Origin of the sequence: Salegentibacter tibetensis, assembly GCF_020164485.1 — a bacterium.
Taxonomy (GTDB): Bacteria; Bacteroidota; Bacteroidia; order Flavobacteriales; family Flavobacteriaceae; genus Salegentibacter; species Salegentibacter tibetensis.
Map to the genome: position 1 here is coordinate 49,873 of NZ_JAIQZA010000013.1, position 15,016 is coordinate 64,888.

General features: G+C 38.1%; 12 protein-coding genes. 3 read left to right on the plus strand and 9 right to left on the minus strand.

Features of this window, described 5'->3' with window-relative positions:
• The first annotated feature begins 1,971 nt into the window (after nucleotides 1-1,971).
• Nucleotides 1,972-3,366: an exopolysaccharide biosynthesis polyprenyl glycosylphosphotransferase gene (locus LB467_RS08705; protein ID WP_224473652.1), complete on the plus strand. Its 1,395-nt coding sequence runs from the start codon at nucleotides 1,972-1,974 to the stop codon at nucleotides 3,364-3,366.
• 185 nt (nucleotides 3,367-3,551) lie between these two features.
• Here LB467_RS08705 and lnt read toward each other — a convergent pair whose 3' ends face one another.
• A complete protein-coding gene (gene lnt / locus LB467_RS08710) occupies nucleotides 3,552-5,144 on the minus strand; it encodes an apolipoprotein N-acyltransferase (RefSeq protein WP_224473653.1) in 1,593 nt (530 codons plus the stop codon).
• 788 nt (nucleotides 5,145-5,932) lie between these two features.
• On the opposite strand from lnt, the gene LB467_RS08715 reads away from it, so the two are divergent.
• On the plus strand, nucleotides 5,933-6,691 hold the full coding sequence (locus LB467_RS08715) for a CDP-alcohol phosphatidyltransferase family protein (RefSeq protein ID WP_224473654.1): 759 nt from the start codon (nucleotides 5,933-5,935) through the stop codon (nucleotides 6,689-6,691).
• A 101-nt stretch (nucleotides 6,692-6,792) separates the two neighbouring features.
• Here the strand turns inward: LB467_RS08715 and LB467_RS08720 are convergent, their stop codons facing one another.
• The 6 genes from LB467_RS08720 to LB467_RS08745 all read right to left on the minus strand — a co-directional run bounded on the left by LB467_RS08720 (nucleotide 6,793) and on the right by LB467_RS08745 (nucleotide 10,930).
• Nucleotides 6,793-7,035: a DUF2442 domain-containing protein gene (locus LB467_RS08720; RefSeq protein WP_224473655.1), complete on the minus strand. Its 243-nt coding sequence runs from the start codon at nucleotides 7,033-7,035 to the stop codon at nucleotides 6,793-6,795.
• Nucleotides 7,036-7,037: 2 nt separating this feature from the next.
• Nucleotides 7,038-7,295 (minus strand): DUF4160 domain-containing protein, encoded by a 258-nt coding sequence (locus tag LB467_RS08725; RefSeq protein WP_224473656.1) that lies wholly within the window; start codon nucleotides 7,293-7,295, stop codon nucleotides 7,038-7,040.
• Between the two features lie 703 nt (nucleotides 7,296-7,998).
• Nucleotides 7,999-8,739, minus strand: coding sequence for an LPS export ABC transporter ATP-binding protein (gene lptB, locus LB467_RS08730; RefSeq protein ID WP_224473657.1), 741 nt, complete (start codon nucleotides 8,737-8,739; stop codon nucleotides 7,999-8,001).
• Nucleotides 8,740-8,784: 45 nt separating this feature from the next.
• A complete protein-coding gene (locus tag LB467_RS08735; protein ID WP_224473658.1) occupies nucleotides 8,785-9,135 on the minus strand; it encodes a carboxymuconolactone decarboxylase family protein in 351 nt (116 codons plus the stop codon).
• Nucleotides 9,136-9,137: 2 nt separating this feature from the next.
• Nucleotides 9,138-9,965, minus strand: coding sequence for a twin-arginine translocase subunit TatC (tatC, locus tag LB467_RS08740; RefSeq protein ID WP_224473659.1), 828 nt, complete (start codon nucleotides 9,963-9,965; stop codon nucleotides 9,138-9,140).
• Nucleotides 9,965-10,930: a KpsF/GutQ family sugar-phosphate isomerase gene (locus tag LB467_RS08745; RefSeq protein ID WP_224473660.1), complete on the minus strand. Its 966-nt coding sequence runs from the start codon at nucleotides 10,928-10,930 to the stop codon at nucleotides 9,965-9,967. The genes tatC and LB467_RS08745 overlap by 1 nt, the downstream gene beginning before the upstream one ends.
• A gap of 84 nt (nucleotides 10,931-11,014) precedes the next feature.
• On the opposite strand from LB467_RS08745, the gene recQ reads away from it, so the two are divergent.
• Entirely contained in the window at nucleotides 11,015-13,213 is a 2,199-nt protein-coding gene (gene recQ / locus LB467_RS08750) for a DNA helicase RecQ (RefSeq protein ID WP_224473661.1), read from the plus strand.
• A gap of 253 nt (nucleotides 13,214-13,466) precedes the next feature.
• Here recQ and LB467_RS08755 read toward each other — a convergent pair whose 3' ends face one another.
• Nucleotides 13,467-14,246, minus strand: a complete 780-nt coding sequence (locus LB467_RS08755; RefSeq protein ID WP_224473662.1) for a hypothetical protein — start codon at nucleotides 14,244-14,246, stop codon at nucleotides 13,467-13,469.
• Between the two features lie 32 nt (nucleotides 14,247-14,278).
• Nucleotides 14,279-15,010: a class I SAM-dependent methyltransferase gene (locus LB467_RS08760; protein WP_224473663.1), complete on the minus strand. Its 732-nt coding sequence runs from the start codon at nucleotides 15,008-15,010 to the stop codon at nucleotides 14,279-14,281.
• Between the last annotated feature and the right edge of the window lie 6 nt (nucleotides 15,011-15,016).

Consider the following 15,016-nt stretch of genomic DNA (forward strand, 5'->3'; position numbering starts at 1 on the left):
GGAGCTCTTCTCCTCTAACACTTATTTTTCACTATAAATATATCGCCTTTCTGAGGCTGACAATTTTAAAAGCTTCTCACCTTTCAAAGGGGAGCCCGCCTGAAGGATAAAATCATGATTTTAAAAGTTGAGATTTTTTTTAAACCGTCATCCTGAACTTGTTTCAGGATCTAACATGATCTAAATTAATATCACCCTAAAATCTAGTACGATTACCTCTCGTCTCTACTCTTCATTACGACTAAGGAGCATGGTAATCTTTTGATTCCTGTTTCTGGTTATCAGTTATCATTTCTCTGTTTTGGTTTTTTTTTTGAAGTATTAATAATTTTTACAATTATCGAATTCACAAAAAAGAACCCCTCCGTCTTTTCGTTTTGCAAACGAAAATCCACCTCCCCTTGAAAAAAGGTGAGGAGCTTTTACTTTGCTAAGACCCGTTAGATCAAGCTACCGTTTAAAGACTAAGGTCTACCGACTAAACAAAAGTGTGATAATCTTTGCTCAGAAAGTTTTTTGGACTTGAACAGATTGCTTCAGTCGTTCCTTCTTCGCAATGAAGAGTTTAGTAGATGTTAGAGCTTATTTTACAAATGATTACCGTCTAATCCATATTAACGAATTAACGAACTCCCAACTCACGAATTAACAGAAAAGAACCCCTCCGTCTTTTCGTTTTGCAAACGAAAATCCACCTCCCCTTAAAAAAAGGTGAGGAGCTTTTACTTTGAATAGGCCGGTTAGATCAAGCTACTGTCTAAAGATTAATATCTACCGACTAAGCACGAGCGTGGTAATCTTTGCTCAGAAAGTTTTCGGATTTAAACAGATTGCTTCAGTCGTTCCTCCAATGACGATTTTTTCGTAATATCAGTTTGAAGAATGAAGAGTTTAGTAGATGTTAGAGCCTATTTTACAAATGAATACCGTCTAATCCATATTAACGAATTAACGAACTCCCAACTCACGAATTAACAGAAAAGAACCCCTCCGTCTTTTCGTTTTACAAACGAAAATCCACCTCCCCTTGAAAAAAGGTGAGGAGCTTTTACTTTGCTAAAACCCGTTAGATCAAGCTACCGTCTAAAGACTAAGGTCTACCGACTAAGCAAAAGTGTGATAATCTTTGCTCAGAAAGTTTTTTGGACTTGAACAGATTGCTTCAGTCGTTCCTCCATCCAATGACGGTTTTTTTGTAACCTCATTTTAAAGAAGTATTTGAGGAAATACAAGCAGTTAGTCGTTAGAAGTATTAAACAAATGACTACCGTCTAATGGCCCCGATTCCATATTATCAAATTAATGAATTAACGAACTCCCAACTCACGAACTAACAAAAAAGAACCCCTCCGTCTTTTCGTTTTGCAAACGAAAATCCACCCTGCCCGACTGCGTCATTCAGGCGGGCTCCCCTTGAAAAAAGGTGAGGAGCTTTTACTTTGAATAGGCCGCCTATAGTTTTTCTTACTTCCAACTGGGATTGCACATAGTAAACCAGAAAGCCACAAATTCACGAATTCTTTTAGTCTTTTCTCTTGATTCTTGTCTCTTTTTATTTTACTGCAAACCGGGACTGCGCACTGTAAACTGAAAAGCCATGAATCCACGAATAACTTTAGTCGATAGTCTTTAGTTGTTAGACGTTAAATCTATAAAAAAATAACTACCGGCTAATGACTAAAGACTTTTTCAACAAAGGTTTTCGCTACGAATCCACGAATTTTTTTAGTCTTTTCTCTTGATTCTTGTCTCTTGTTTCTTTTTATTTGAATCGGCTGTTTTTAGTTTTTATTTTACTGCAAACCGGGACTGCTCACTGTAAACTGAAAGGGCATGAATCCACGAATATTTTTAGTCTTGAATCTTGTCTCGTGAATCTTACCTCCAATTTGAAAACCCACCCGTATTTTCCTCTATTAAAAATTGAATAAATCAAAAAAATTCTATCTTTAACCCGTAAGTAGGTAACCTATGACACAACGGCCACTTCTACATTTTGAAATCTCTGAGCGTAAGATATTGTTGCGTTTGTTAGATTCTTTGTGTATCCTAACCTGCCTTAGCCTGATAGGGATTATCTTTAAATTTGATTATTTTAGAATAGATTCTCAAAACTGGCATTGGACGCTGGTATTACTCCTGTATTTTAACCTTTTTTCCAGTATTTTTGAACTTTACGATCTTCAAAAGGCTTCCAATTTTGACAGTGTTTTACAAAATTCGATATTAAGCTCCGGGGCTACGGTTTTGTTCTATATGCTTACCCCTATATTAACCCCCAGTCTTCCTGAAAATCGCTTGCAAATTCTCTTTTTCTTTCTTGCTATTTTGATTCCATTGCTTTTGTGGCGATTTATCTATATTACTTTAATTTCTTCCCCGCGATTTTATAAGCGTGTTCTGGTGGTAGGGAATTCTTTTGACATAAATCTTATAAGTTCCGATCTTCAGAAATCTGATCCTAATTATATGGTGGTGGGTTATATTAAAACTGAAGACAGGATCCAGTCAGAAATTACCGAAGACAACTTAATAAGGTTTGAGGTGGGGGATCTCAGGGAGGCTATAAAAGAACATCATATCAACGAAATTGTGGTGGCCAGCGGATACAAGAAGGGTTTAATGTTGCCTTTATATAATCAACTTAGTTATTTACTGAAAGCCGGCTTCCCTATTAAGGATTATAACCAGGTTTACGAGGAGGTTACCCAGCGGATCCCCGTGCAACACGTAGATAAGGATTTCTACAGGTATTTTCCGTTTAGTCGAAGCAACAAAAATAAATTTTACCAAATTTTCTTTAGAATATTCGATGTTGTTATCGCTTTAATAGGAATGGCTTTTTTGGTTTTGATCCTACCTCTCATTTTAGTCGCCAATTTCCTTGGAAACCGGGGGACTCTTTTTTACCGGCAGGAAAGAATTGGCAAATTTGGAGAGGCCTTCAGGATCTTAAAATTGAGAACCATGGTGAAAGATGCTGAACCAAACGGCCCTCAATATGCCGAAAAGAATGACCTGCGAACTACTCGCTTCGGAAAATTTTTAAGAAGGTCCCGAATAGATGAAATTCCTCAGTTTTATAATGTATTAAAAGGTGAAATGAGCCTGATAGGACCAAGGCCGGAAAGACCTGTTTTTGTTAGTGAATTATCGGAAATGATCCCCTTTTACGAAACCCGGCACGTGGTAAAACCGGGACTAACCGGCTGGGCGCAGGTTAAAGCCGATTATGGAAATGGCCATACTGATAGCCTGGTAAAACTTCAGTATGATCTCTATTATATAAAACACCGCGGCATCTTTCTAGACCTGAATATTATTCTGAAAACCTTAAGTACCGTCATTTTCTTCCGAGGGCAATAGTTCAGTTGGCAGTTTTCAGTTTGCAGTGGGCAATAGCAGTTGGCAGTTAAAAATTACTGGTTGTTTCCTTAACCTTTAGACTTTGCTCAAAACAGACCAGGCCGGAGGGTTAAACATAAACGTCTCGACTGCGCTCGACGTGACATTTTTTGTTAATTTACCTTTTGCAGCTCTATAGAAAATATTTAAGAGGGCCTGTTTCGCTTATATTTCACCACAGCAAATAAGAAAATAAACAAAGCCAGAAATTGTGCGACTCTCGCTAAATAATCTCCGTATTGCACATAGAAAGTTTTCTCTGAATTCAGGTGAATATCAGCTTTGATACTGCCTTGCTTTTCATAAGCCAGACTTTTGGTAACTTCTCCTTTTTGATTGATGAATGCTGAAATACCTGTATTGGCACTTCGCACTATATCGCGACGGGTTTCTATAGCGCGTAATTTCGCATAACTGAGATGTTGCTGGTGGCCCTGAGTGTCATCCCACCAGGCGTCATTGGTGATAATACTAAGAAAATCGGCGCCGTTTTCTACATAACCGGTTACGTATTCTCCATAGACAGATTCATAGCATATTATAGGACCTGTAGCCGAATTGTTATTTAAGACAAAAGCTTCCCGGTCTTCCTGCGTGGTTTTCATCGCTACGGTGCCGCCAAGATCTATCATAACATCTCCTAAAATAGGTTTTAGGATTTCCTGGTATGGAAAATTCTCCACGCCCACCACGAGTTTAGATTTATGGTAAAGCTGCGGAATGTCTTCAGAATTCATTAAAAAAGCCGAATTATAATCGTCATACCAGTCGTTGGGACCTAACTGATTGCTTTGTTCCCGCACTTTGTCCGGATCCTGAAATCTTTCGTAAAACGAAATTCCACTAAGGAAATTCGTTTGGGGATAGCGATTGATTAATTGCCTTGCGAAGAAAGCGGCTTCAGATTTTTCAAAATTTGGCAACACCGTACCATCCGCAAAAACGGTCTCGGGAGCTACAATAAGTTTGGTGTTTTCACTGACCTTCTCTTCACTTAATTTCAGCAGTAATTCCCCAATCCGGGTATCGGTGGTATTGTATTTTTCGGTATACGGATTAATATTTGGCTGCAGGATCATCACTTCCATAGTCTCTCCTTTTTCCTCTACCTGGCTTAGAATGATGTAAGAAGTCCCTATCGGAATTAAAATCAGTAATCCCATTTTAAAGATTCCGCGGTAAATTAAAGTTTTGTCTTTGAATTCCCTGTAAAGCAATATGGCTTTAAAACAAGCGATGTTGACAAGCCAAATCCAAAGTGTGCCGCCAAAAGTGCCTGTATATTCATACCACTGCACCCAGTTTTGAAATTCAGAAAAAGCATTCCCCAGGTTTAACCAGGGCCAGGAAAATTCCCAGGCAAGGTGCAGTTTTTCAAAAACCATCCAGATACTGATCAAAAAGGCGGATGCCGCACTAAATCCGGTACGTTTTGCTACAATATGATACAGCAAAAATACCAGTGCCATAAGCAGGGAGTTTACCAGCACGGCAAATGCGCCGCCAAAAGCAGTAGAAAAATAGAGCCAGTAAGTCGTGATGAGATTCCAGAGGAAAAAACTTAAATAAGCCAGCCCGAAAATCTTCCATTTTATATACTTCTTTTTAGAATTTCTTATTTTAAATTCCGCATAGAGTAGGGGAACAAAAGCAAAAAATAAAAGTAAAGGGAAGCCATAAGTTGGCCAGGCAAGTGCCAGTAACAGTCCACTTGAAATTGCGTAGAGAAGGTTTTTCATACTCAGGAAATTCTGTTCAAAAATAGCAAACTATTATTTTTTAATGGAATTTCATCAATTTCTTTGAAGTTAAAGCTTTTGTAATTATTTATGCCTGAAACAAAAAACCGGGTTTTATAGTTAAAGAGTCTAGAAATTATATTAGTTCTAGTTTAGAGTAGCTATTGCATTTTAAGATTTATTCTTATCTCAAATTAAATCGTCACCCTGAGACCCGTGATAAAAAATTTTATCTAGCGTAGGTAAATGACGTTTCGAGCATAGCGAGTTTTAAACTCCGTGTGTGAGTGTAGCAAATCAGCAGCGTTAAAAATTTTTGAAGCCCTGGAAAAAATTTAGCTGCTGATTTGCGATTTTTTGGCCTTGTTGCCAAAAAAACACCTCCACATAGGACGCCTTTTTTTGTTTCGTTTTTTGGGCGAGCAAAAAATGAAAAGGAAACTTCCAAACCAGTCAAGTTTCTTTTTGAATTATAAAAATATAAAAAACAAGCCTAAATATCAGGGTTTTAAAAATACGTCAATGGTAACTTGTTTCAGTGCCTGCCCCGATTTTTATCGGGGGTCTAAGTTGAACTGAAATACTTTCATGTTAGATGCTGAAACGAGTTCAGCATGACGTTCTCAATAATCTGTGTTTAACCTATAATATCATTGCCAGATTAAACTAAAGCCATTATATTTTAATTTCGAGGCATCACTGCTGTGTGTCTAAATCTCGATTATCGAGAAAAAAACTTGTAGAAACAAGCGGTAATTGATTAGTTTAGTATTTCAGAAATCCAACCTATGAGTATAAAAAGACATATTCCGAATTTAATCACGCTTTTAAATCTTCTTTGCGGAACCATCGCGGTAATCTTTGCGGTGCAGGGAAGTCTCATTATGGCTGCAATTTTTGTAGCCGCCGGAATTTTCTTCGATTTTTTTGATGGACTGGCTGCCAGAAGTCTGAAAGTATCCAGCGAGATAGGTTTGCAGCTCGATTCCCTGGCCGATGTGGTAACCAGCGGTGTGGTTCCCGGGATTGTGATGTATCAGTTGCTGGATAACGCCCTGCCCGGAAGTTCGGGGGTAGAGAATACCGGCTGGGAGGTTAATCCCCTTTGGTGGGACTGGAATTTCAACCCGCTTGCCTTAATTGGTTTGCTAATTTGCCTGGCCTCGGCATACAGACTGGCAAAATTCAATGTAGATGATCGCCAAACCGATTCTTTTATAGGCGTTCCTACCCCGGCAAATGCAATTTTAATTCTGAGTTTTCCGTTAATTCTGACTTTTCAGCCCGATAGTTTTATCACCGGTCTAATATTAAATGAATGGTTTTTAATCGCGATAACAATATTAAGCTGTTACTTGCTGAACGCCGAAATAAAACTTTTTGCCTTAAAATTTTCAAATTGGGGTTTTGCCGATAATAAGCTGAGGTATTTCTTTTTGCTTTTATGTCTGGTGCTAATCCTGGTGTTTCAGTTTGTAGCTGTACCGCTTATTATTTTAAGCTATGTAATTTTATCGGTAGTTTTTCCGAAGAAGGAGGAGGCGTGATAAACACAAACCTCACAGGTTTTTGAAACCTGTGAGGTTTAGTAATTACTTAAACAATTTTTTTCCTAAGCTCGAAGTTTTATGCGGAAATTTAAATTCGGCTAAACTAATTCCTTTTTGTAATCATATAGGAATTCAGGAGCAAAGTCGGCGCCATTCGGCCATTCTATGGTAAAGTGATTTAAGTTGAATTTCCTGAAATAGTCTATATCTTTTAAGGGTTCAAAGATTTCCCCATAGAGTTCTTTCTCCAGATCAATTTTCTTTTCCAGACCATCATTAAATTTCACTTTAATTTTATAGTCTTCGAGATATTCCGCTGCTATTACTCGAATTGTTTTCATTTTTAATCCAGTGGTTCTATTTTAGAAAGTGGTTTTCTTAACGTCATCTTTGTCCAGTTTTCCATAAGTTCATTTTTATGTAAATCAAGCCACTCATAAATCATTTTTAGCGCTCTTCTCGGAAGCTGTCCCGTTACCATACCATTCTCTGTTTCGATTATAGCATCATATCCCTGATAATTCACATGAAAATGAGGTGGGTTATGATCATTGAAGAACATGTAAATAACTATTCCATAAAATCTACTGATCTCTGGCATAGTCTAATATACGAAAAAAGTAAAAAAATGATGAAATTCAATATGCGTTATTCTTATAATAATTTGATGAATTTTTTGAAATGGGAACTCAATGAAAAAACCTCACAGGTTTCTGAAAAGAATTTTTAGGTGGTAGTTTAGAGTAACTATTACCTTTTACAAATTATTGTAAACTTAAGTTAAATCGTCACCCTGAACTGGTTTCAGAGCCTGCCCCGATTTTTATCGGGGGTCTAAGATGAGCTTAAATACTTTCATGTTAGATGCTGAAACAAGTTACCATTGACGTATTTTTAAAACCCTGATATTTAGGTTTGTTTTTTTATAATTCAAAAAGCAACTTACCTGGTTTGGAAGTTTCCTTTTTCATTTTTTGCTCGCCCAAAAAACGAAACAAAAAAGTGCGCCCTATGTGGAGGTGTTTTTTTGGCAACAAGGCCAAAAAATCGCAAATCAGCAGCTAAATTTTTTCCAGGGCCCTTCGACTCCACTCAGGACAAGCTTTCAAAAATTATTAACGCTGCTGATTTGCTACACTCACACACGGAGTTTAAAACTCGCTATGCTCGAAACGTCATTTCCCTCCGTTAGATAAAGCTTCTTTATCACGGGTCTCAGCATGACGTAATCTCATGCTTCCCTTTCAAAAGTTACGATAATTGCAGGATTTAAGTAGTGCGAGTATTAGAGTAAGTTCTAATTTCTATTTAAACAATTTCTTTTTTCTTAACTCAAAATTCTGGCCCAGGTAAACTTTTCTCACCATTTGGTCTTCGGCGAGTTCCTCGGGTTGGCCATGTTTTAGGATACTTCCTTCAAACATCAGGTAAGTTCTGTCGGTAATAGCGAGGGTTTCCTGCACGTTATGATCGGTAATAAGAATTCCGATATTCTTGTCCTTTAACTGCGCAACAATTCTTTGAATATCCTCTACCGCAACCGGGTCTACTCCCGCAAAAGGTTCATCAAGAAGTATAAAATTAGGGTCGGTGGCCAGGGCACGGGCAATTTCTGTACGCCGTCGCTCTCCACCACTTAAAAGATCACCGCGGTTTTTCCGAATATGGCTTAATCCAAATTCTTCGATAAGGGTCTCCATTTTATGGTGGCGTTCCTCTTTAGAAAGATCGGTAAGTTCCAGCACGCTCATAATATTGTCTTCAATACTGAGTTTCCTGAAAACAGAAGCTTCCTGCGCAAGATATCCAATTCCGTGTTGAGCCCTCTTATACATAGGGTATTTGGTGATATTAACCTGGTCTAAAACAATTTTTCCGGAATTTGGTTTTATAAGTCCCACGATCATATAAAAAGAAGTGGTTTTGCCGGCACCGTTTGGGCCCAGTAAACCAACGATCTCTCCCTGGTTAACTTCCAGGGAGATCCCTTTTACAACTTCTTTTCCTTTGTAGGCTTTAACTAAATTCTCGGCGCGTAATTTCATTCAAAAAGCATTTTAGAGCTAAGTTACATTTTTTATGCCAGCCTGTTAATTGCTGGCATTCTCTAAAGCTTCCCAGTATTCGTGAGCTCTCCTAAGATGAGGAATAACAATTGTTCCGCCTATTAAAGTACCAATACTTAAAGTTTCCATAACCTGTTCCCGGGTTAATCCTTCTTTATAACTGGATTCTAAATGGTATTTTACACAATCGTCACAACGTAAAACCAGCGAGGCAACAAGGCCAAGTAATTCTTTGGTTTTTTTGTCTACAGCGCCCTCTGTAAAGGCATTGGTATCTAAATTAAATATCCTTTTGAGCACTTTATTGTTCTCGCCCAGGATCTTATCGTTCATCTGCTGACGGTAAGCATTGAATTCGTCAACTTTATCAATCATAGCTATCTTTTATTTAATTTTCTTTGTTCTTGTTTGTAGATTACTTTTGAAATAAAAATACTTACCTCATAAAGTATCAGTACCGGAATTGCCACAATTATCTGGCTAACAATATCGGGTGGTGTGATTATAGCTGAAAGAATCAGTACAATAACCAATGCGTATTTTCGGTATTTCTTCAGGAATTGCGGAGTTACGACACCAACCCTGGTAAGGAAATAAATTACGATGGGTAATTCAAAAATAAGTCCGCTGGCAAGGACTGAAGCCCTAACCAGGCCAATATAACTACTCAGGTCAAAATCGTTAAAAACGGCTTCACTAACCTGGTATTTTCCGAGGAAATTAATTGATAATGGTGTTACCACGTAGTATCCAAAAATCACTCCAATAAAAAACAATAAGGAAGTTATAAATATGAATCCTTTGGCGTGTTGCCGTTCATTATCGTGCATTGCAGGAGCCACAAACAGCCAAAACTGATAAATCACATATGGGAATGCGATAATAAAACCAGCTGTTATGGATGTCCAGACGTGTGCAGAAAATTGCCCGCCCATAGTTCTACTTTGAATTCTAAAAGGCATTTCGTCAAAACAAAATCCGGCGTCCAGACCAAGCGAAGTGGAAATTCGGCACAGCATATCGTAGGAGAAAAAATCGCCTCTACTGGGGCCGAAAAGTAAAACGTCAAAGATAAATCCCTTTAAAAGAAAAGCGATAGACCCGGCAACAACTATTGCGACAACCGACCTTATTAGGTGCCATCTTAAATCTTCTAAGTGGTCCAAAAAGGACATCTCTGGTTCAGGGGTGCCAATTTGCTTCATTATAAAATTCCTTCTCTAATTAGGTTATGGATATGTACGACACCCGCATAGGCTTGGTTTTTCAGTGCCAGTAATTGCGAAATTTTGTTTTCTTCCAGCATTTCCAGAGCATCTACCGCCAGGGAGTCCTGGTCTATAGTTTTTGGCGTTGCGCTCATAATATCCCGTGCAGTAAGATCTTTAAATTCGGTATTATTTTTAAGCATTCGCCTAATATCTCCATCGGTGATTATACCTATGATCTTATCATTTTCAATTACTGCTGTTACTCCAAGCATTTTTTCTGAAATTTCTATAATCGCATCGGTAACCGAAGTTTCCGGAGCAACTTGCGGTTTCATGTTTTGAGCGGTGATATCGCTTACCCTTAAATATAACTTTTTGCCCAGAGAGCCACCGGGATGATATTTTGCGAAATCCTTTCGGGAAAAGCCTTTAAGTTTTAAAAGGCAAATTGCTAAAGCATCTCCCATTACCATTTGCGCGGTAGTACTGGTTGTAGGCGCAAGATTATTGGGACAGGCTTCTTTTTCAACATAAGAATTCAATACATAATCAGATTCCTTCCCCAGGAAGGATTCTTTATCGGCTGTAATTCCGACAAGCAGATTTTTAAAATCTTTTATGTAAGGCACCAATACTTTAATCTCGGGACTATTTCCACTTTTGGAAATACATATTACTACATCATCTTTTTGTATGGTTCCAAGATCGCCGTGAATAGCATCTGCAGCATGCATAAAAATTGCGGGTGTACCCGTAGAATTTAGTGTAGCTACTATTTTTGTGGCAATCACAGCACTTTTTCCAATACCGGTTACAATTACCCTTCCTTTAGCTTTATAAATTTTTTCTACGGCTTCAGCAAACTCACTATCGATAAAATTTTCCAGGTTTGCAATTGCTTTGGCCTCAATGGAAATCGTTTCTTTTGCTGCAGTAAGAATTTTTTCCTTCAGTTTCAAATTTAGATAAAATTAAGGATTGTGAGTTTAAAGAAATATGTATCTTTAGTTATGCAAATGTATGTAAAATTGTAACACAATTGAATGAGTTTGACGGAAATTGATTTACACCAACAACTTAAGAAGTACTTTGGCTTTAGCCAGTTCAAAGGGCTTCAGGAAGAGGTGATTACCAGTATTGTGAATAAGAACAATTCCTTTGTGGTAATGCCTACCGGAGGAGGGAAATCCCTATGTTACCAACTCCCTGCGTTGATTGAAGAAGGAACCGCAATTGTGGTATCGCCCCTTATCGCTTTAATGAAAAACCAGGTAGATGCTATACGTAGTATTTCCGAAGAGCACGGGGTAGCCCATGTGCTCAATTCCTCATTGAATAAAACCGAAGTTAGGCAGGTAAAAGAAGATATCACCAATGGTGTGACCAAGTTGCTTTATGTAGCGCCCGAATCACTAACCAAAGAAGATCATGTTGAGTTTTTAAAGCAGCAAAAAATCTCTTTCCTGGCTATAGATGAGGCACATTGTATTAGTGAATGGGGCCACGATTTTAGACCGGAATACCGTAATTTGAGAAGCATTATTAAGCGGATTGGAGATAATATTCCTATTATAGCGCTTACAGCCACGGCCACTCCAAAAGTTCAGGAAGATATTTTAAAGAATCTCGGAATTCCCGATGCAAATACATTTAAAGCGAGTTTTAACCGACCGAATTTATATTACGAGGTACGTCCAAAAACAAAGAATGTAAATGCTGATATTATTCGTTTTATAAAACAAAATCATGGTAAATCTGGGATTATCTATTGTTTAAGTAGAAAGAAGGTTGAAGAACTCGCGCAAACGCTGCAGGTAAACGGAGTAAATGCCGTGCCTTACCACGCAGGGCTGGATGCTAAAACCCGAAGTAAACACCAGGACCAGTTTCTTATGGAAGAAATTGACGTGGTGGTGGCGACTATCGCTTTTGGGATGGGAATAGACAAGCCCGATGTTCGGTTTGTAATTCACCATGATATTCCAAAAAGTATAGAAAGTTATTACCAGGAAACCGGTCGTGCCGGCAGGGATGGTGGAGAAGGCCATTGCCTTGCTTTTTATTCCTATAAAGATATTGAAAAGCTCGAGAAATTTATGAGTGGCAAGCCCGTGGCCGAACAGGAGATTGGGCACGCGCTGTTGCAGGAAGTAGTGGCTTATGCTGAAACTTCTATTTCCCGAAGAAAATTCATCCTTCACTATTTTGGAGAAGAATTTGACGGGGTAAATGGAGAAGGAGCTTCAATGGATGATAATGTAAGGTATCCTAAAAAACAACACGAGGCCGGAGAGGAGGTAGAATTGCTTTTAAAAACCATAAAGGAAACCAAGCAGCTTTATAAGTCTAAAGAGGTGGTGAAAACGCTTATCGGTAAATCTAACGCGGTTATTTTATCACATAAAACCGATGCCCATCCGCTCTTTGGAAAAGGTAAAGACCGGGATGGGAAATACTGGATGGCTTTAATTAGACAGGCCCTGGTTGCCGGTTTACTAAAAAAAGATATTGAAACTTACGGTGTTATAAAACTAACCTCTAATGGAGAGGATTTTCTTAAAAATCCTGAATCGTTTATGATGACCGAAGATCATATTTTTGACAGTACTACTGAAGCTGTTCCTACTGCAAGTCAATCTGGAGGCGGTGGTATAGATAAAACGCTGGTGAAGATGCTGAAAGATCTTAGGAAAAAAGTGGCTGTAAAAAATGAAGTTCCACCTTTTGTGGTATTTCAGGATCCTTCACTGGAAGATATGGCTATCAAATACCCTATAAGCATTGAAGAGCTCACTAATATTTTTGGGGTAGGGGAGAATAAGGCCAAAAAGTTTGGAAAAGAGTTTATAGAGCTTATTCAGCGTTATGTTGAAGAAAATGAAATTGTAAGGCCAGATGACCTGGTAGTAAAATCTACCGGGGCCAATTCGGCTTTAAAATTATATATCATCCAGAATGTAGACCGAAAATTGCCTTTAGATGATATTGCTTCTGCCAAAGGAATGGAGATGAAGGAATTTATAAAGGAAATGGAAGCGATTGTTTACAGCGGAACTAAATTAAATATAGATTATTGGATCGATGATATTTTAGACGATGACCAGCAGGAGGAAATTCACGAGTATTTTCTGGAAGCTGAAACCGATAAAATAGATGAGGCTATTGAAGAATTTGACGGCGATTACGACGATGAAGAACTTCGGCTCTATAGAATTAAATTTATCAGTGATGTAGCGAATTAGAGGATGAAGTGGTTAAGAGAAATGTCTTTTTAACGTCAAGCTGAACTAGTTTCAGCTTCTAAGTCGTTTGGAGTTGTAACAATAGGTTAGATCCTGAAATAAATTACCATTGACGTATTAAAAAACAACCAGACAGATTCTTCCGACTTGATTAGAATGACGTCCAAAAAACAACAGATTCTTCTAACCTGATATTGGGTTATTACGATTTGAAATTTCGTACCCCGTACTTCAAACCTTGTACTTTAGAGAACTATCTTCCCCCGGCGGCTTGCAGGTCTCTGATGCAATGTGAGCCTAAGGCAGGTACGCGGCCACCTTCAATTTCATCAATAATTCCGCTTCCAAATTCAATTGAAGCACGCATCAGGCAATCCTCAATATTGCAATGCCCTGCGTTATCTTCATCTTTATGGTCAGATTGTGGTTCAATGCCAATATCTACCAGGCCAAATAAATGCCCAAATTCGTGGTTTAAAACTGCGGCTTCAATATCGCTTTCACTTGGTGCATTGGGTCTTGCAGCAAAATCCTGTATAGTTTTTGCGTAAATAACCATAGATGTATTTCTAAATGCTGAACCTAAGGTGAACTTATTATCTTCATCTTTTTCACTGCTTCCATCAGCTATATAAATATAAACTGCAATTTCATCTCCCGCGTTATAAATGGTTCGGGTTTCTTTTTCTATTTCCACAATATCTTCTATAGAAAATTCGGTTTTACCCGAAGGTGAAACCGCTCTTAGGCTAATATTAATACCATCGGGTTTAAAAGTGCGTTCTTCCAGAAAATTTTTAAAATTGGCCAGGGCTGCTTCGTTGGGTGCATAACCATTAACATAAACTATTTCGATATTCATTGATGTGAAGCTCACATCGCTTAAAAGATCCTCTGCTGAGTCGCCAAGTCCCTGTAAATTGGCTGTTTTGTCTATACCGGGCTCTACATTATCTTCTTCATTTTCTGAGGAACACGAAACACTAAATACCGAAATAAGGAATATGAGGAGTGCGTATTTATATTTGACCATAAAAAGCGATTTTTTGTAAAAATATAAATTTATTATTTCAAAGCTTGTAATTCAGCTAAATAATCGAAATGCTCCCCTTCTTTTATGCGTTTGCAGCTAAAATTATTGGTTTCAGCGGCAAATTTTAAGGTTTGAAAATCTATGTAGAGCCAGTCAAAAAAGTCAGAACTTTCGCCTTTATAACTCACCTTAAATTCCAGTTCTCCGTAATAAGCAGCTTCAGAATCTATCCAGATTCCGCCATCTTCATCACGATCAAATAAATAGCTTAAATCTGAAGAATCTAATAACAGTTTTCCGCCGGGATTTAGCAGTTCTTTAATTTTTTTAAAAAATTTATCGAGGTTATGGAGCTTTCCAATTATTCCGGTGCCATTCATCAGCATTAATATAGTATCTAATTTTTCTTCTTCTAATTCGAAAAAATTAATGTTTCGGGCGTCTTCAATTCCGCGTAGACGGGAAACCTCTACAGCTCCTTCTGAAGTATCAATAGAAGTAACTTCAAGTTTCTTCTTTTCCTGAAGATAAAGTGAATGGCTTCCAGCGCCACAGCCTACATCTAAAACCCGGCCTGTAGCAAGTTGCAAAGCTTTCTGCTCTAAAGGCGGCATTTCAGCATAACTTCTGAATAAATAGGAAACAGGGATTACATCGTCATCAAAATCGGGGGAATGTACCTGAATATCGGTAATATCTTTTTCGTGATAGTAAGTTGAAATCGCTTTTCCAAAAATGTCTTTTACTGAAGTTTGCTGATTCATTTATGC

Bases quoted from the DNA above. Each gene is read 5' to 3' on its own strand.
- LB467_RS08725 (WP_224473656.1), bottom strand. From the start codon at position 7,295: ATGCCAGAGATCAGTAGATTTTATGGAATAGTTATTTACATGTTCTTC.
- recQ (WP_224473661.1), top strand. From the start codon at position 11,015: ATGAGTTTGACGGAAATTGATTTACACCAACAACTTAAGAAGTACTTT.
- LB467_RS08760 (WP_224473663.1), bottom strand. From the start codon at position 15,010: ATGAATCAGCAAACTTCAGTAAAAGACATTTTTGGAAAAGCGATTTCA.
- LB467_RS08735 (WP_224473658.1), bottom strand. From the start codon at position 9,135: ATGATTGATAAAGTTGACGAATTCAATGCTTACCGTCAGCAGATGAAC.
- LB467_RS08705 (WP_224473652.1), top strand. From the start codon at position 1,972: ATGACACAACGGCCACTTCTACATTTTGAAATCTCTGAGCGTAAGATA.
- LB467_RS08755 (WP_224473662.1), bottom strand. From the start codon at position 14,246: ATGGTCAAATATAAATACGCACTCCTCATATTCCTTATTTCGGTATTT.
- lnt (WP_224473653.1), bottom strand. From the start codon at position 5,144: ATGAAAAACCTTCTCTACGCAATTTCAAGTGGACTGTTACTGGCACTT.
- tatC (WP_224473659.1), bottom strand. From the start codon at position 9,965: ATGAAGCAAATTGGCACCCCTGAACCAGAGATGTCCTTTTTGGACCAC.
- LB467_RS08715 (WP_224473654.1), top strand. From the start codon at position 5,933: ATGAGTATAAAAAGACATATTCCGAATTTAATCACGCTTTTAAATCTT.
- lptB (WP_224473657.1), bottom strand. From the start codon at position 8,739: ATGAAATTACGCGCCGAGAATTTAGTTAAAGCCTACAAAGGAAAAGAA.
- LB467_RS08720 (WP_224473655.1), bottom strand. From the start codon at position 7,035: ATGAAAACAATTCGAGTAATAGCAGCGGAATATCTCGAAGACTATAAA.